The following is a 15,943-nucleotide window of genomic DNA, read 5'->3' on the forward strand; positions in this document are numbered from 1 at the left end:
ACCTACCCTATATTATTAAAATTAAACTAAGAAAAGTTTAACCAACTTAATTCACTTATATTGATTTCTAAGTCTTTTAATAATTTATTTGTTTCAATATATTTGAATGGATTTCTTTGATTATTAGTTATTTTTTGCCATGCATTTGGAATATTAATTTTCGCATAGGAACTAAACTCCAAACATTTACGATTACTATCAATAGCTTTACCAACTATTCCCGTAAGCTTGCAAACCATAATTGCAGTTCCCTGCTCGGCATCGTGAGTAGCCCACTCTTGAGTTAAACAACGAGTTATCACAGCATATTCTAAATTTTCAGCTCTCTCTTGACTAACACACCACCAACCAATGCCACCATCTTCTTTCATTTCTTTTAAGCTTTTTCCACCAAAAATTAAAATTGATTCGCTCATTTTTACTCACCTACAAATTTTAATATAAACTCAATAATGTAAAACCGTCCTTCCTTCGGATAAATCCTCCGAATCACTTCTTTCAATTCATCCAATCCCATATTTTCCTGCTTGGCATGCTGTTCCGTCAGTTCATCCAGAGTAATTGGTGAAACACTTAACACTTCAATGGTGCAGAAATATTGATTATCTTCAAATCGCCCCACTCGCAGAATATCACCTGCTTTAAAATGGCTTTCGGATTTACCCCGAATGGTGATGGTTTTACGCCCTGCGAGAATATCGGCTTCGAAACGTTGGTAAAAAGTGATGTCGTTTGGTTGCATTTTATTCCTTACAAGCGGTTAAATTTAAGCAATTTTTTGCAAAATCACTTACTAGCTGATGTTTGATTCTGCCAAATCTCCCCTAACCCCTCTTTGCTAAAGAGGGGAATGGATTTCAAATTTTTGTGTCATTTATTTTTCTCTTGCTTAGTAGGGTGAGTATAAACACACCGTTATATTAAATACTTGGCACGTAATATACGCACCCAACAAATAATTAATTTTCTTTTTTATCTTTTATCCAAGGATGTTTATTATGTGGGTCACCGTATTGCCCACACGATTTTCTTGCTTCATCATCTGATAGATAGTAACGAGGAATATTGATCGGTAACAATGCTGTATCAGCCACAACAGATAAAGGCCAATCGATAAAATATAATGGTCTGGTCATATGCTTAAAGCCAACACCATCATAAAAATTACCAGCCACCATATTGTAATCGTATCGAGTTCCAATATAAGGACAAGGATCTTTCAATGTCGTTAAGGTGCCACATCCATAGAGAAACATACTTAATAATATAAAAACGATTTTTTTCATTTTCGAGCCTTATGTTCTTCATCAGATTCCGTATAGTAACGAATAATATCGTGATATTTATCTTCTTTAATTTGGCTTAAATCAAAAGGCTTGTCATCATTCTCTTGTTTCACTTTATTTTTAAAACGTGAATTCAGCATTACACCTAAAATAACAAAAACAATAAACGCAATAACGGTATAACCTATTCCCACACCAAGACAACCTAGACCGCCAGGCCCCATGCCAGCATCCATACAAGCAAAACTCATTAAAAAAGGAAAAGAAATAAATGCTAATATGGCGGACAATACAATAATCATAAGCCCCCCCTTGGATATCTTAGTTACTTAACTAGGTCAAACTCAATCACCCAAAACTCATTTTCATTGGGATAAATTGTTTTAATCACTTCTCGCAATTCCGATAAACTCATATTTTCCTGAGCTGCTTGCTGTTCTGTGAGATTATCAAGCATGATCGGCGACACACTTAACACTTTAATGGTGCAGAAGTATTGATTATCTTCAAAGCGCCCCACACGTAAAATATCACCTGCTTTAAAATGGCTTTCAGATTTATCCCGAATGGTAATCGTTTTACGCCCTGCGAGAATATCGGTTTCGAAGCGTTGATAAAAGGTAATATCGTTCATAAAGTGCGGTCACAAAAAATCTATTTTTTATTTTGAGGGCGAATTGATCACGCCCTCATATTGGTCAGGATGAGATTATTCCTCAATCCCTCTTAATTCATCTTTAATACGTTGAATTTCTAAGAATAAACGGCGTTCTTCTTGACGGCAGAAACTATCACCGCTTACGTTTTTCGCATCGGCAGAACAACGAACTTCTTCGTATTGTTTTTCTAACACATTTAATACGGCTCTTTGCTGTTTACGTTCTGCACTTTCTTTTGGTGCTTTTTCAGTCACTACCACACGTGGTTTTTGAGGGGTTGTTGCTTGTTGAGCGACAACCATCTCTTTTTTCTCAGATACTTTTTCTGCCACATCATCCGCTTTTGCTTCTTTTTTAACTTCGGCTTTCACGGCGTCAGATTTTTCATCTACTTTGTTAGCGTCTGCTTTAACTTCGGTGGTTTCTGTTTTCTCAGCGACTTTTTCGGCTGATTTAGTTTCAGCCACTAATTTTTTTGATTTTTCAACCGCACTTTCTGCTTTTTCTGTTGATGTCGGTATTCTTACTGCTTTCTCAACTTGAGTTGAGGTATTTTCTTTATTGTCACAAGCAGATAATAAGGTGCTTGCGCCAAGAATAAGGCTTAAAGCCACTTTAGCGTTTAAATTCATGTTAATTTCCTAGGTTTTAAAGTTAAAAATATTAAGTGTTTTCAGTAGAAAGCATCCAACCTTGCGAGCGAAGGATTTTATAACGTTCACGCGCTTGAGCTTTTTGCGTTTCTTCTACCGGTACAAAATCAATTAATTGTGTAAAGCTGTGACTAAAATCCGGCACTTCCATTTGTAAATTGATCAGCAAATCACGACGCTGGGCATTACGTTTGCCTTTCCAACTAATCTCAATTGGCGGTGCATATTGTGTTGCTTCGCCCGAAAGATTATGGGGAACAAACTCATTTGGATCCCGTTGCCATAATGCTTCATCAATTAAAAATGCTTGCTCTTCTGTTTCACACGCGATTAAAACTCGCTTACCTAAACGCCACGCTTGAGCGGCAAGATCACAGGCAAGTTGCTCAACTGTTATCTTCTTTTCTGGATTTAAGAGATAAAATTGTGCGTTTTTTGCCATGATTGCGACTTCCCTATTTATCGTTTTGTAAACTGGCGGATTTTATCAAAAAAGCAGCAAAAAATAAATCATCTACAAGGTGATTAAGGCAAATAGAAAAAACACGGAAATTTTTTACCGCACTTTTATGATCTACATCACAAAACTAACTTTTAACCTTTATGTTACATTCCATTCATAACTCGCAGGTGTTAGAATTTTCAAGATTTATTTTTATTTTCGATGATAGGAGTATCACATGGCATTTCGTATTGAAAAAGACACTATGGGCGAAGTTCAAGTTCCTGCAGATAAATACTGGGCAGCACAAACCGAACGTTCTCGCAACAACTTCAAAATTGGTCCGGCAGCCTCTATGCCGCACGAAATTATTGAAGCGTTCGGTTATTTGAAAAAAGCCGCTGCTTTCGCAAACTGTGATTTAGGTGTATTACCTGCAGAGAAACGTGATTTAATCGCAACCGCCTGTGATGAAATCCTGGCAGGAAAATTAGACGACCAATTCCCATTAGTCATTTGGCAAACCGGTTCAGGTACACAATCAAACATGAATGTGAACGAAGTGGTGGCAAACCGCGCTCACGTTTTACATGGTGGTAAATTAGGTGAAAAATCTTTCGTTCACCCAAATGATGATGTGAACAAATCCCAATCTTCAAATGATACTTTCCCAACTGCAATGCACATTGCGGCATACAAAAAAGTGGTTGAACACACTATTCCTTGTGTAGAACGTTTACAAAAAACCTTCGCTAAAAAATCTGCAGAATTTAAAGATGTGGTAAAAATTGGCCGTACTCACTTAATGGATGCAACCCCATTAACATTAGGCCAAGAATTCTCTGCATACGCCGCACAATTAGATTTTGGTTTACGTGCACTCAGAAATACCCTTCCACACTTAAGTCAATTAGCACTTGGTGGTACTGCTGTGGGTACTGGTTTAAACACACCAAAAGGCTATGATGTGAAAGTAGCGGATTACATTGCAAAATTCACGGGCTTACCATTTGTAACTGCAGAAAACAAATTTGAAGCGTTAGCCGCACACGATGCGATTGTGGAAACTCACGGTGCAATTAAACAATTAGCGATGAGCTTATTCAAAATTGCAAACGACATTCGTTTATTAGCGTCAGGTCCTCGTTCTGGTATCGGTGAAATTTTAATTCCTGAAAATGAACCAGGCTCTTCAATCATGCCGGGTAAAGTGAATCCAACTCAATGTGAAGCATTAACCATGGTATGTGCACAAGTATTCGGTAACGATACCACTATCTCTTTCGTTGGCTCACAAGGTCACTTCCAATTAAACGTATTTAACCCTGTCATGGTGGCGAATTTCTTACAATCTGCACAATTATTGGGTGATGCTTGCGTATCATTTGATGAACACTGCGCAACCGGTATTCAACCAAACTACCCTCGCATTAAACAACAATTGGAAAATTCATTGATGTTAGTAACCGCACTTAATACACACATTGGTTACGAAAATGCAGCGAAAATTGCTAAAACTGCACACAAAAACGGTACAACCTTACGTGAAGAAGCGATTAACTTAGGCTTAGTTTCAGCCGAAGATTTCGACAAATGGGTTCGTCCAGAAGATATGGTGGGTAGCTTAAAATAAACTCACCCAATAATTTGATGTCAAAGGCAGGTATATCCTGCCTTTTTATTTGTGTTTTTTTAAAGGGCTTTTTTGTTATAATCACGGCAATATTTTTGACATGAAAAAAAACTATGAAACTGAAATTTATTATTGCTGCCATTTCAGCCTTATTTTCCACCGCACTTTTTGCCCAATGGCAACCGGTCGGCAATGCTGAATACACATGGGGGCCATTCCATGTTTATACTGTCGGCTTATATTCTGAAACGGGTTCCTATGAAAAAAATGAACGTCCGTTAATGTTTTCGATTAAATATGAAAAACCAGTAGAAGGAAAAAATTTCGCCATTGCGTTAACCAAAGAAATGGAATCACAAAATTTAAGTAAAGATGACACCACCGCATGGCTCAAAAAAATGCAGGAAATCTTCCCTGATTTTTCACCAAACGACATCTTAAATTTTGTTGCCTTAGCGGATAAAGGCTATTTTGTGTTAAATGACACCGTGTTAGATCACGAATTCGATCAAAAGTTTACACAAGCGTTTATTGATGTGTGGCTTTCAGATAAAAGTAGTTTTATCAAATTACAACCGCAATTATTAGGTAAAGAAAAATCGGCTCACGATAGCAAAGAATTTCAACATCAACCGGCTAGCGAGCCTTTTGATGAAGAAAATACAATGCCGGAATTACCACCAAATTACGATTTTAAACAAGACGCAAAAGGATAAAAACAAGGGCGAACATAATATGGTTCGCCCTTTTCTTTTATTGTTTCACTTGCTGTTCTAAAAACAAGATCATCTGCAATGCAATATCAATGCCACTGGTTTTCTCAATCATTTCTAAACCGGGACTGGCATTTACTTCAAGCACCAATAAACCTTCTTTTGAACGAATCAAATCAACACCAGCTACTACAAGCCCTAAGGCTTTAGTTGCACGAATAGCGATGGCTTTTTCGTCTTCATTGAGCTTAACTTTTTCTGCAGTGCCACCACGGTGAAAATTCGCACGAAACTCGCCGTCTTGTCCAATACGCTGCATTGTGGCGACGACTTTATCACCGATCACAAAACAGCGAATATCTGTCCCTTTTGCCTCTTCGACAAAATCTTGTAACAAGACAGGCACATTCGCATCTTTTAATGTTTCTAAAATACTGACCGCACTTAGTGGACGTTCGGCTAAGATCACGCCAATCCCTTGTGAGCCTTTTAAGGTTTTAATAATCATTGGGGCGGTTGTTTGCTTAATCGCTTGTTTCGGCGCAACTTCACAACCGGATAAGACTGAACTCGGTACTGCAATACCTTGCTCTAATAACATCTGCAAACTACGCCATTTATCGCGTGCGGCTAAAAATGCCTGTTCTTTATTAAGGCAATAGACACCTTTTTCTTGGAAATGACGCAACACGGCACAGCCCATTTGGGTACTTGTCGTCCCAAAGCGTGGTAGTACAGCATCATAATCAGGCAATAAATAAGGCTCACTTTCTGCATTTTGTTGATAATACAAAGAAAAGTGCGGTTGATTTTTGTCGAGTTTTAAAATGCAACGATTAGGATCCAAAATATCCATTTGATGCCCGCAACTTTCTGCTGCTTCTTTTAAACGCTGGCAGCTATAAAGGCGAGGCTCACGGCAAAGCATCAATAATTTCATTCAGTTATATCCTTAGGAAAAGAGGAGTTGATATATTACACCAATCACAATAATCCTGAAAAATGATTTCTGCTTTTGTGGAAATAGAGTAAAATCATTAGGAATTTTGTTTAAATAAAAGGAAAATTTTATGTTCGTAGTTATTTTTGGTCGTCCAGGCTGCCCTTATTGTGTACGTGCAAAAAACCTTGCTGAAAAATTAAAAGGTGAAGTAGCGGATTTCGATTATCGCTATGTAGATATTATCGCTGAAGGCATTTCTAAGGCAGATTTATCAAAATCTGTCGGTAAAGAAGTGGAAACTGTGCCACAAATCTTTATCGATGAAAAACCAATCGGCGGTTGCACTGATTTCGAAGCATTAATGAAAGAACAATTTAACGTTATTGCTTAATTTTTGCTAAAAATATAAAAGTGCGGTTAATTTCAACCGCACTTTTTTATTTCATCTTAGTTAATTTGCAATGAAATCGCCCAATCCCATTCTGTTTCATTCAAACGATATTGCGCTTTTAATGCTGGTCCACAAGAATTGGAGCCTACCCCACTCATTTTATAATCCACACACAAGATCGTACTGCCACTTTTCTCCAAATCATATTGGTGCTTTTTACTGCCCAATTCTTCTTGAGAATAAGGGGAAACATTCATGCTAAAAGGCGTATGACTTTGCACGGTAAAACAATCAGCCGAATTCACCACCTTCACCTCACGACAACCATAGTGACTGCCATTTTCTTGTGGTTTTAAATAAGGCACATGATTACTTTCTCGCGTTGTCTTATAACGACCGAAAACCGTGGCCTGATGTTTATCCAGATAACTTTCCGTTGGACCATAGCCTACATACTCCACTTGATTAAATCCTTGATTAAGGAAGAAACGCAAACCAAAGCGTGGTAAGAATGGCAAGTGCGGTTGTTTTTCAGCATGAATATTAATCTGAAGCAGCCCATTTTGTTCAATACGATACACCACATTCAATGTCAAAATTCGCGCTTTTGATACGGCGACTAGCCCCAATTTAAAGCTAATTTCAACCGCACTTTTCTGCTCGGTTAAGCGGTAATCATAAACACGACTCGTGGCACGATCGTAACCTGCAGCAAGCCAATGTGCTTTAATTAAACTATCATTATCTAAAGGCGCTCGCCAAATATTGAAATCAGTAGGTTGATTCAACCACGGCTTACCATCTTTACTAATTTGTTGAATAGTGCCTTTATATTGATCAAACTGATATTCAACATCTGCCACTTTAACTAAAATTAAATTAGCATATTCTGAAACAGAAATCGGTTGAAGATTTGACTTGAGCTCATCTGTGAAGAATTGTGATTGCTCTGACAAAATGATCTGATCAAATCCCAAACTATGCCCTTGGGGAATTAAGCCCGTTTCTGTTTTTTGATGATAGGTCAATGTTAAAACTTGTAATGAACCGTTACTTGCTGGCAATGGTAAAGGTAAAAGTGCGGTTGATTTTGGTGCAATGTTTAAATCATCTATTTGGCCTTCTTGTATAACAGCAAAATCTTCGGTGATTTGATAATGAATCGAAATAGCCTCTGCCGCATCCGTAAAATCCAAATAATTTTTGAGTTCAATATGACCATTTTTTAAGGTAGCGCGAAGTGGACGATACACATTTTTGTATTCCAACAAATTGCTTTGAATTTGACGGTCTGCCGTCACTAATCCATCAGCACAAAAATTACCGTCATTCGGCGTGTCATTAAAATCCCCGCCATAGCCCATCTTGCTTGAGTTTGACAAATAAGGGGAATGATTGCACCACTCCCACACAAAGCCACCACAAGCGCCTGCATGTTGTTCCATCGCTTGGAAATAATCTTCTGTATCCCCGCAAGAATTCCCCATCGCATGCAAATATTCACAGAAAAGATACGGCTTTTGATTTTGGGCATCGGTAAAATAAGCATCCAATTCTTCCGTACTGGTGTACATTTCGCTATGAAAATCTAAATTGGATGTGTCATTTTGATGTGCTGAATGTTGAAAGATCGCATTTTCATAATGCACTAAGCGACTTTGATCGCGCTGTTTCACCCAAGCGGCGGCTTGCTCAAAATTCTCACCATAACCACTTTCATTTCCCAATGACCAAATCACAACAGAAGGACGATTTTTATCTCGCTCAACATTGGCATAAGTGCGGTCTAAAATGGCTTGATTAAATTCAGGGCTTCGAGCCATATAGCAATAATTGTCGATTGTTTTTTGACGAATTGCGTCATGATCAATCTCTGTTTTTACCCCTAACAAAATGCTTGTTTCTGGCGACTCTACATAAACTGCATTCGTGCCGTGCGATTCAATATCACTTTCTGCAATCACATAAAAACCATATTCATCACATAATTCAGTAAACCAAGGTGCATTAGGATAGTGCGCTGTGCGAATGGCATTAAAATTATGCTGTTTCATTAAGCGTAAATCTTGCAACGCTTGTTCTCGACTAATGACATAACCGGTTTTCGGATCGCTATCGTGACGATTAACGCCTTTAAACTTAATCGCTTGCCCATTAAATAACATTACGCCATTCTTCACTTCGATATGACGCAAGCCGACCTTTTGGCAAATCACTTCTGATCCATATTGCAAAATCAACGTGTATAAACGAGGGTTCTCTGCATGCCATAATTGCGCATTTTCAATTTCAGCATGAAATGCATGCCCTTTCTGTTCAATTATCAATTTGCCTTGAGGATCAAATAATTGCCAAGAAATGGATTGTTCGCGTTCTGCAAACTGACAGGCTACATGTAATTGAGCTTTGTTAAGCTCTTGATTCAATCGCATTTGAATAAAGAAATCTTGTAAGTAATTTCTTTCTCGCGCTAACAGATAAACATCTCGAAAAATACCGGACATTCGGAATTTGTCTTGGTCTTCCAAGTAACTGCCATCACACCATTTCAGCACTAAAACATGTAAATGATTTTCCCCTTGTTGTAAAAAGTCAGTAATATCAAATTCGCTAGTGCAATGACTAATTTGGCTGTAGCCCACAAATTGTTGATTCACATAGACAAATAAGCAGCTATCTACCCCTTCAAAATTTAAGAGATACCGTTTTTCTGGATTGATTTCAACATTAAAAACGCGGTGATACAAACCGCAAGGATTTTCAATAGGCACATAAGGGGGATCAAAAGGGAAAGGATAATTTACGTTGGTATATTGATGATTATCGTAACCATGATTTTGCCAATTGGAAGGAACGGGGATTTTATCTGTAAATGAAAAATGAAGGAAATTTTGAGGCAAGTGAGTATAGCTTTCAAAATAAGCAAAATCCCATTCACCATTTAGTAAGGTAAAGTAAGGAGAAAATTCTCGTGTCTTTTTGACCGCACTTTCTGTTGAAGAAAAAGGAATAAAATAAGCATGATGTGGTGTGGTATTCACGTGCAAGGTTTGCGGATCTTCAAAATAACGAGGCAACGACATAAAAACTCCCAATGCAATTTAGACACATAAAAAAGGGCGCCTGAATGACGCCCACTATACCTAAAATCTTCGACTAATCTAGCGATAAGTTCACAAATCGTGATACTTATCACATTAATTTTTATGGCAATTTTGCCAAGAAGGCATAACCGCCTTTTTCACTCATTATCTCAACGTTAGAATCCGCTGTAATGAATGCTGACTCACCTTGTTTCAAGGTAAGTGCGGTTGATTTTTCTTGTATTTTCAACTCACCTTGCATCACCAACAAAATACCCGCACTTTGAAGATTCACTTTAGTATGCTTTTCGGGTTCTACACGAATTTGAGCTAAAGCAAAATCGTTTACTGGTGTTTTATAAGTAAATTCTGACTGATTTTGAGGCGCGGCTGATATAATTTGTGGTATCACTTCGCGACAATCCACAATTTTTAATAATTCAACAATATCGACATATTTTGGTGTTAAGCCACCACGAATCACATTATCAGAACATGCCATTAGCTCCACATTTTGTCCGCGAAGATAAGCATGAGGAATGCCTGCATCCTGGAAAATACCTTCCCCTTCTTTCAAATGTACGATATTAAAGAGATAAAAACACACCAAGCCAGCATCTAATTTTTCAGGCGAAATTGCCATGACTTCCATGGTATAAAGCACCCAATAATCAGGATTATCAAGTGCCAACTCGCCCTTTTTATAAGGTTGTTGGTTGGCTTCAATAATGGGTAATAGCCAATTTACGAGCGTGGACTGATCCGCCAACATCACATCCGCATAGAATTCAGCAAGGTTTTGTGTGCCAAGTTTTTCAGCCAAAGGTTGCAAAGAGGGGCGTGCATTTAATGTGGCAAGGATTTGAGCTTTTGTTTTAAAACCATGTAAAAGCCAGAAATCAGATAAGGCAATCATCATTTCTGGTTTATGATTTCTATCTTTATAAGTCCGCGTGCTGTCTGTTAATGCCACGCCTTTTGTATTTTCAGCCTCAAAGCCCTTTTCAGCTTGGGTTTTAGTCGGATGCAATTGAATCGATAACGGCTTTTCAACATCTAAAATCTTTAACAAATAAGGCAGTTCATCACCAAATTGCTGACGGCTTGCCTGTCCAAGTGCGGTCGGATTTTGCAATAAAAATTCAATAAGGGATTGTTTGCCTGTTATATTCTCAATTTCAGAAGGTGCTGATGGATGAGCCCCTAACCACCACTCTGCACAAGGTTGATCTTTCGCTGAATGTAATCCAATCAATGATGCAATATAGTTTTTTCCGCCCCATGCATAATGCTGTACTTGGCCAGTTAATCGATAAATCATCTTTACCTTCTTTAAAAAAGAATAAGGATAAAAAAATCCGCTTATTTAAAGCGGATCTTTTAGTCTATAAATCTTATTTTGTTAAACTTAAAACAACAGATTCCCCAGCAATCACTTCACCTGATTTTTTCTCGATAGATGAAATTTCATCCATGTTAGAGATAACCACTGGTGTTAAAACTGATTTTGCTTTTGATTCTAATGTTGCTAAATCAAATTCGATTACTGTGTCGCCGCGTTTTACACTTTGACCTTCGTGTGCGATGCGAGTGAATCCTTCACCTTTTAATTCAACGGTATCAATACCGAAGTGAACGAATAATTCAACACCCTCTTTTGATTCCATTGAAAAAGCGTGGTTGGTTTCAAAAATTTTACCAATTACACCATCAACAGGTGCCACAATTTTGTTACCTGTTGGGCGAATCGCGATACCATCACCCACGATTTTTTCAGAGAAAACAACATCTGGTACATCTTCGATATTTACAATCTCACCAGAAAGTGGCGCATAAATTTCTACTTCTACTGATTTGTTTTCTTTTGAACCAAATAATTTGTCAAATAAGCCCATTTTAATCTCCTATCTATTAAAGATGGCTGGTATTTTAACGTAAAACTCTGTTTTTGTATCTAGTTTAACGACTTTTCTGCTAAAAAAGCTTGAATTAATTGCTCAATTTCAGCTGCTGTTGGTTTTTGTAATGCTTCATCAGCCAATGCTTTCGCCTCTTGGTAACTCACATGACGCACTAATTTCTTAATATGTGGCACAGAAATCGCACTCATACTAAACTCATCTAAGCCCATACCAAGTAACAATAAAGTTGCACGTTCATCACCAGCTAACTCACCACACATCCCCGTCCATTTGCCTTCTGCATGGGATGCATCAATCACTTGTTTAATCAAACCAAGTACTGAAGGTGACATTGGATTGTATAAGTGAGAAATTAATTCGTTACCACGGTCAACGGCTAAGGTATATTGGGTTAAATCGTTTGTACCAATACTGAAGAAATCCACTTCTTTGGCTAAGAATTTCGCATTCACTGCTGCAGATGGGGTCTCAACCATGACACCCACTTGGATGTTTTCATCAAAGGCTTTACCCTCTGCGCGTAATTCTGCTTTTAAGGTTTCAAGCACAGATTTTAACTCTCGAATTTCTTCTACCGAAATAATCATCGGGAACATCACGGCAAGTTTACCAAATGCAGAAGCACGTAATACCGCTCTTAATTGTGCGTGTAAAATTTCACGACGATCAAGGGCAATACGTACCGCACGCCATCCTAAGAATGGATTCATTTCTTTTGGTAAATTTAAATATGGAAGCTCTTTGTCACCACCGATATCCATGGTTCGTAATACCACTAGACGACCTTCCATTGCTTCAACCACTTCTTTATAAGCAATGAACTGCTCTTCTTCGCTTGGCAATTGATCGCGATCCATAAAGAGGAATTCAGTACGGTATAACCCCACCCCTTCTGCACCATTACGATGTGCGCCTTCGCAATCACGAATCGTACCAATATTCGCAACCACCTCCACTTTATGACCATCAAGGGTCACTGCAGGCAAATCTTTTAATTTCGCTAATTCTGCTTTTTCTTCAGCAAGTTTTGCTTCTAGTGTTTTTAATTCATCGATTTCAGCTTGAGTCGGATTCACGTAAACACGGTTGTTCACGGCATCTAAAATAAGATAATCACCTGTATTCACTCGAGCTGTGACATCATTCGTCCCTACAATGGCCGGCAATTCAAGTGAACGAGCCATAATTGAAGTGTGAGATGTTCTACCACCAATATCAGTGATAAAACCTAATACTTTTTCTAAGTTTAATTGAGCGGTTTCTGATGGGGTTAAATCGTAAGCCACAAGGATAGACTCTTCGGCAATATCACCAAGATCTACAATGTGCATACCTAAAATATTTTTGATTAAACGATTACCGATATCACGAATATCACCCGCGCGTTCTTTTAAGTATTCATCATCAATTTCAGACAACATTTCAACTTGTTGATCGATGATTTTACTTGCAGCCACACTTGCATTCACTTTGTGTGAACGAAGGTAATCAAGAATTTCTTCTTCTAATTCTTCATCTTCAAGGATCATTAAATGGCCTTCAAAGATCGCTGCTTTTTCTTCACCTAAAGATTTTAATGCGCGTTGATGAATAGAATTAAGTTGCTCAACGGCAGCTTCACGGCCCGCATAAAAACGAGCAACCTCTGCGTCAATTTGATCTTCTGAAATTTTTTGGAAATCCAGAACAATTTTTTCTTCTTTTAATACTAAAGCTTTACCAAAAACGATACCTGGTGATGCTGGGATACCTGTAATCATAATTTTACATTCCGAAATAATTTATTAAAGGCTAAATAAACAATAGCCACAGAATAGGAATCCTGTGGCTATCGTCAATTATTCTAAAGTAGGAATTAATGCTACTAAATGTTCAACGGCTTGTTGTTCGTCTTCACCTTCAGCCGAGATGGTGATTACAGTTCCTTGCGTCAAACCTAAGGTTTGTAGCTTAAATAAGCTTTTCGCACTTGCACTTTTTCCACCAGAAGTGACTGTTACATCAGAAGCAAACGCTTTAGCTTCTTTAACAAATTGCGCCGCTGGACGGGTGTGTAAACCATTAGGGGCTGTAATTTCTACATCTTTTGAGAACATAATGTTACCTCTATTTAATAATAGTAAAATTTAAGCAATTTAATCTATAAATCGTTGGTAGTATCGCTATTAAATGCCCAATAATCAAGGCAAAACACAAAAAAAATTGAGCTACATCACAAAATTTAAACCTTTGCATACCTAATTTGAGTAAAAGATATACTACGCAGAAAAATGACGTTGTGATTTCGTCTCACTCAAGCTTTCAATGAGGCGATGATAATTCTCATAGCGTATCGGTGAAATCCGACCTGCTTCAACAGCCTCACGTAATGCACAACCTGGATCATTCAAATGTTTACAATCACGGAACTTACACGTGCCTAGGACATATTGAAATTCACGATAGCCTTTGGTGATCTGATCTGGCTCCAAATGCCATAAACCAAACTCACGAATACCTGGTGAATCAATCAAATTGCCGCCTTGTGGCAAATGATATAAACGAGAAGAAGTTGTGGTATGTTGCCCCAAGCCTGAGGTTTCACTGATGCCACCGACTTGCGCATTGACCGTTGGTAAAATATGGTTAATTAAACTGGATTTGCCGACCCCTGACTGTCCCACAAAAATGGATGTTCCGTCACTTAAAAGTGCGGTCAATTTTTCCATATTTTTTCCGGTTTCAGCAGAAATGATGATGGTCTGATAACCAATATCACGATAAATCTGTAACTGGCTTTCCACTTCCTGCTCTTGCTCGGCATCCAGTAAATCGCCTTTATTCACCACAATGACAGGTTCGATCCCCGCATTTTCACACACCACTAAATAACGATCGATAATATTGAGTGAAAGCACTGGCACAACGGCTGAGACAATAATAATACGATCGATATTGGCCGCAATCGGTTTCAGCCCATCATAATAATCTGGACGAGCAATTTCATTTTGTCTTGGGTGAATAGCTTCAATCACGCCACTCACACCTTGGAGCTGTTCATTACCTTGCCGCCAAATCACTTTATCTCCAACCACGAGACTAGAAAGTGTACGACGTAAATTACAGCGGAAAATTTCGCCTTGTGCATTTTCTACATCTGCATGAACTGAATAACGCGTAACGACTACCCCATCTTGACTTTCGCCTAGCATATCATCTTGCCATTCCACTTCTTTCTTCTTGTGGCGATGCAAGGCTTTCGCGTTATTTGATTGAATTCGACGAGTTTGATTTTGCGTTAGTTTACGTTTGCTCATAAAGTGCGGTCGTTTTTTCCGATGTTTTTCGTTAAAATAAACGGGATTAAAAATGTTTATAGGATACCTTATATTATGCAATTAGATAAACAAAATCTGATTTGGATCGATTTAGAAATGACCGGATTAGATCCTGAAAAAGAACGCATTATTGAAATTGCGACCATTGTGACCGATAAAGATCTCAATATTTTAGCTGAAGGACCTGTGATTGCGGTGCATCAAAGTGATGAATTATTAAACAAAATGTCCGAATGGTGCGTAAAAACCCACACAGCGAATGGCTTAGTGGAACGTGTTAAAGCGAGCAAAATTACTGAGCGTGCAGCTGAATTACAAACATTAGATTTTTTAAAACGTTGGGTACCAAAAGGCGCTTCACCGATTTGTGGTAATAGCATCGCCCAAGATAAACGCTTTCTTTATAAATACATGCCTGATTTAGCAGATTATTTCCACTATCGTCATGTGGATGTCAGCACATTAAAAGAATTGGCTTCTCGCTGGAAACCAGAGATTTTAGACGGGTTCAAAAAAGGTAATACCCATCTAGCCCTTGATGATATTCGAGAATCAATTAAAGAGTTAGCTTACTACCGTGAGCACTTTATTAATCTGGGTTGATGAAAACTTAGGCAAACTCAATCATTTGCGAAATCTGCGCTTGCGTTGAATAAATTTTTTCGTATAATGTTGCCTCATTCACCAATGTGAAATGCGGGAATAGCTCAGTTGGTAGAGCACGACCTTGCCAAGGTCGGGGTCGCGAGTTCGAGCCTCGTTTCCCGCTCCAAATTTTCACATGAATGCCCTGCGGGAATAGCTCAGTTGGTAGAGCACGACCTTGCCAAGGTCGGGGTCGCGAGTTCGAGCCTCGTTTCCCGCTCCAAATTCTCAATCCGTTGCTGAAAAGCAGCGGATT

18 protein-coding genes and 2 tRNA genes are annotated in these 15,943 nt (G+C 38.4%); 6 read left to right on the forward strand and 14 right to left on the reverse strand.

Translation table 11 applies throughout. The features are described from left to right. Nucleotides 1–26 precede the first annotated feature (26 nt). From PARA_RS10005 to PARA_RS10035, 7 genes are all read right to left on the reverse strand, one after another. Nucleotides 27–416 carry a hypothetical protein gene (locus tag PARA_RS10005; protein ID WP_014065684.1) on the reverse strand — a complete coding sequence of 130 codons (390 nt, stop codon included), beginning with the start codon at nt 414–416 and terminating at the stop codon, nt 27–29. 2 nt (nt 417–418) lie between these two features. Next, nucleotides 419–742, reverse strand: coding sequence for a N(4)-acetylcytidine aminohydrolase (gene yqfB, locus PARA_RS10010; protein WP_014065685.1), 324 nt, complete (start codon nt 740–742; stop codon nt 419–421). 217 nt (nt 743–959) lie between these two features. Next, a complete protein-coding gene (locus PARA_RS10015; protein ID WP_080557648.1) occupies nt 960–1,286 on the reverse strand; it encodes a YceK/YidQ family lipoprotein in 327 nt (108 codons plus the stop codon). After that, nucleotides 1,283–1,588, reverse strand: a complete 306-nt coding sequence (locus tag PARA_RS10020) for a DUF2975 domain-containing protein (RefSeq protein WP_014065687.1) — start codon at nt 1,586–1,588, stop codon at nt 1,283–1,285. The genes PARA_RS10015 and PARA_RS10020 overlap by 4 nt, the downstream gene beginning before the upstream one ends. A 23-nt stretch (nt 1,589–1,611) precedes the next feature. Then, nucleotides 1,612–1,920 carry a N(4)-acetylcytidine aminohydrolase gene (gene yqfB, locus PARA_RS10025; protein WP_014065688.1) on the reverse strand — a complete coding sequence of 103 codons (309 nt, stop codon included), beginning with the start codon at nt 1,918–1,920 and terminating at the stop codon, nt 1,612–1,614. Nucleotides 1,921–1,995: 75 nt separating this feature from the next. Further along, on the reverse strand, nt 1,996–2,577 hold the full coding sequence (locus tag PARA_RS10030; RefSeq protein WP_014065689.1) for a hypothetical protein: 582 nt from the start codon (nt 2,575–2,577) through the stop codon (nt 1,996–1,998). Between the two features lie 31 nt (nt 2,578–2,608). Beyond that, nucleotides 2,609–3,040, reverse strand: coding sequence for a DNA polymerase III subunit chi (locus PARA_RS10035; RefSeq protein ID WP_014065690.1), 432 nt, complete (start codon nt 3,038–3,040; stop codon nt 2,609–2,611). Between the two features lie 238 nt (nt 3,041–3,278). On the opposite strand from PARA_RS10035, the gene fumC reads away from it, so the two are divergent. After that, on the forward strand, nt 3,279–4,673 hold the full coding sequence (gene fumC / locus PARA_RS10040; RefSeq protein WP_014065691.1) for a class II fumarate hydratase: 1,395 nt from the start codon (nt 3,279–3,281) through the stop codon (nt 4,671–4,673). Between the two features lie 113 nt (nt 4,674–4,786). After that, a complete protein-coding gene (locus tag PARA_RS10045) occupies nt 4,787–5,389 on the forward strand; it encodes a chalcone isomerase family protein (RefSeq protein WP_014065692.1) in 603 nt (200 codons plus the stop codon). A gap of 37 nt (nt 5,390–5,426) precedes the next feature. On the opposite strand, the gene PARA_RS10050 is transcribed toward PARA_RS10045, so the two are convergent. Continuing rightward, nucleotides 5,427–6,326, reverse strand: a complete 900-nt coding sequence (locus PARA_RS10050) for a RimK family alpha-L-glutamate ligase (protein WP_014065693.1) — start codon at nt 6,324–6,326, stop codon at nt 5,427–5,429. Between the two features lie 130 nt (nt 6,327–6,456). On the opposite strand from PARA_RS10050, the gene PARA_RS10055 reads away from it, so the two are divergent. Further along, on the forward strand, nt 6,457–6,720 hold the full coding sequence (locus tag PARA_RS10055) for a GrxA family glutaredoxin (RefSeq protein WP_014065694.1): 264 nt from the start codon (nt 6,457–6,459) through the stop codon (nt 6,718–6,720). Nucleotides 6,721–6,776: 56 nt separating this feature from the next. On the opposite strand, the gene PARA_RS10060 is transcribed toward PARA_RS10055, so the two are convergent. The 6 genes from PARA_RS10060 to rsgA all read right to left on the reverse strand — a co-directional run bounded on the left by PARA_RS10060 (nt 6,777) and on the right by rsgA (nt 15,021). Next, nucleotides 6,777–9,803 (reverse strand): glycoside hydrolase family 2 TIM barrel-domain containing protein, encoded by a 3,027-nt coding sequence (locus tag PARA_RS10060; protein ID WP_014065695.1) that lies wholly within the window; start codon nt 9,801–9,803, stop codon nt 6,777–6,779. 121 nt (nt 9,804–9,924) lie between these two features. Further along, the gene (gene manA / locus PARA_RS10065) at nt 9,925–11,124 is read right to left on the reverse strand and encodes a mannose-6-phosphate isomerase, class I (protein ID WP_014065696.1); all 1,200 of its coding nucleotides are present in this window, start codon (nt 11,122–11,124) and stop codon (nt 9,925–9,927) included. A gap of 73 nt (nt 11,125–11,197) precedes the next feature. Then, entirely contained in the window at nt 11,198–11,698 is a 501-nt protein-coding gene (gene crr, locus PARA_RS10070; RefSeq protein ID WP_005695636.1) for a PTS glucose transporter subunit IIA, read from the reverse strand. Between the two features lie 59 nt (nt 11,699–11,757). Then, nucleotides 11,758–13,485: a phosphoenolpyruvate-protein phosphotransferase PtsI gene (gene ptsI / locus PARA_RS10075; RefSeq protein ID WP_014065697.1), complete on the reverse strand. Its 1,728-nt coding sequence runs from the start codon at nt 13,483–13,485 to the stop codon at nt 11,758–11,760. 78 nt (nt 13,486–13,563) lie between these two features. Continuing rightward, on the reverse strand, nt 13,564–13,821 hold the full coding sequence (ptsH, locus tag PARA_RS10080; protein WP_005695633.1) for a phosphocarrier protein Hpr: 258 nt from the start codon (nt 13,819–13,821) through the stop codon (nt 13,564–13,566). A gap of 162 nt (nt 13,822–13,983) precedes the next feature. Next, a complete protein-coding gene (rsgA, locus tag PARA_RS10085; RefSeq protein ID WP_014065698.1) occupies nt 13,984–15,021 on the reverse strand; it encodes a small ribosomal subunit biogenesis GTPase RsgA in 1,038 nt (345 codons plus the stop codon). A 75-nt stretch (nt 15,022–15,096) separates the two neighbouring features. On the opposite strand from rsgA, the gene orn reads away from it, so the two are divergent. The 3 genes from orn to PARA_RS10100 all read left to right on the forward strand — a co-directional run bounded on the left by orn (nt 15,097) and on the right by PARA_RS10100 (nt 15,910). Next, nucleotides 15,097–15,645, forward strand: a complete 549-nt coding sequence (orn, locus tag PARA_RS10090) for an oligoribonuclease (protein WP_014065699.1) — start codon at nt 15,097–15,099, stop codon at nt 15,643–15,645. Between the two features lie 93 nt (nt 15,646–15,738). Beyond that, nucleotides 15,739–15,814, forward strand: a tRNA-Gly gene (locus PARA_RS10095). A 20-nt stretch (nt 15,815–15,834) separates the two neighbouring features. Beyond that, nucleotides 15,835–15,910 (forward strand) — tRNA-Gly (locus PARA_RS10100). The last annotated feature ends 33 nt before the right edge of the window (nt 15,911–15,943 follow it).

The organism is Haemophilus parainfluenzae T3T1, assembly GCF_000210895.1.
GTDB lineage: Bacteria > Pseudomonadota > Gammaproteobacteria > Enterobacterales > Pasteurellaceae > Haemophilus_D > Haemophilus_D parainfluenzae_A.

Bases quoted from the DNA above. Each gene is read 5' to 3' on its own strand.
- PARA_RS10015 (WP_080557648.1), bottom strand. From the start codon at position 1,286: ATGAAAAAAATCGTTTTTATATTATTAAGTATGTTTCTCTATGGATGT.
- PARA_RS10060 (WP_014065695.1), bottom strand. From the start codon at position 9,803: ATGTCGTTGCCTCGTTATTTTGAAGATCCGCAAACCTTGCACGTGAAT.
- PARA_RS10035 (WP_014065690.1), bottom strand. From the start codon at position 3,040: ATGGCAAAAAACGCACAATTTTATCTCTTAAATCCAGAAAAGAAGATA.
- crr (WP_005695636.1), bottom strand. From the start codon at position 11,698: ATGGGCTTATTTGACAAATTATTTGGTTCAAAAGAAAACAAATCAGTA.
- PARA_RS10045 (WP_014065692.1), top strand. From the start codon at position 4,787: ATGAAACTGAAATTTATTATTGCTGCCATTTCAGCCTTATTTTCCACC.
- PARA_RS10005 (WP_014065684.1), bottom strand. From the start codon at position 416: ATGAGCGAATCAATTTTAATTTTTGGTGGAAAAAGCTTAAAAGAAATG.
- PARA_RS10055 (WP_014065694.1), top strand. From the start codon at position 6,457: ATGTTCGTAGTTATTTTTGGTCGTCCAGGCTGCCCTTATTGTGTACGT.
- ptsI (WP_014065697.1), bottom strand. From the start codon at position 13,485: ATGATTACAGGTATCCCAGCATCACCAGGTATCGTTTTTGGTAAAGCT.
- manA (WP_014065696.1), bottom strand. From the start codon at position 11,124: ATGATTTATCGATTAACTGGCCAAGTACAGCATTATGCATGGGGCGGA.
- PARA_RS10020 (WP_014065687.1), bottom strand. From the start codon at position 1,588: ATGATTATTGTATTGTCCGCCATATTAGCATTTATTTCTTTTCCTTTT.
- yqfB (WP_014065685.1), bottom strand. From the start codon at position 742: ATGCAACCAAACGACATCACTTTTTACCAACGTTTCGAAGCCGATATT.
- fumC (WP_014065691.1), top strand. From the start codon at position 3,279: ATGGCATTTCGTATTGAAAAAGACACTATGGGCGAAGTTCAAGTTCCT.
- ptsH (WP_005695633.1), bottom strand. From the start codon at position 13,821: ATGTTCTCAAAAGATGTAGAAATTACAGCCCCTAATGGTTTACACACC.
- yqfB (WP_014065688.1), bottom strand. From the start codon at position 1,920: ATGAACGATATTACCTTTTATCAACGCTTCGAAACCGATATTCTCGCA.
- PARA_RS10050 (WP_014065693.1), bottom strand. From the start codon at position 6,326: ATGAAATTATTGATGCTTTGCCGTGAGCCTCGCCTTTATAGCTGCCAG.
- orn (WP_014065699.1), top strand. From the start codon at position 15,097: ATGCAATTAGATAAACAAAATCTGATTTGGATCGATTTAGAAATGACC.
- rsgA (WP_014065698.1), bottom strand. From the start codon at position 15,021: ATGAGCAAACGTAAACTAACGCAAAATCAAACTCGTCGAATTCAATCA.
- PARA_RS10030 (WP_014065689.1), bottom strand. From the start codon at position 2,577: ATGAATTTAAACGCTAAAGTGGCTTTAAGCCTTATTCTTGGCGCAAGC.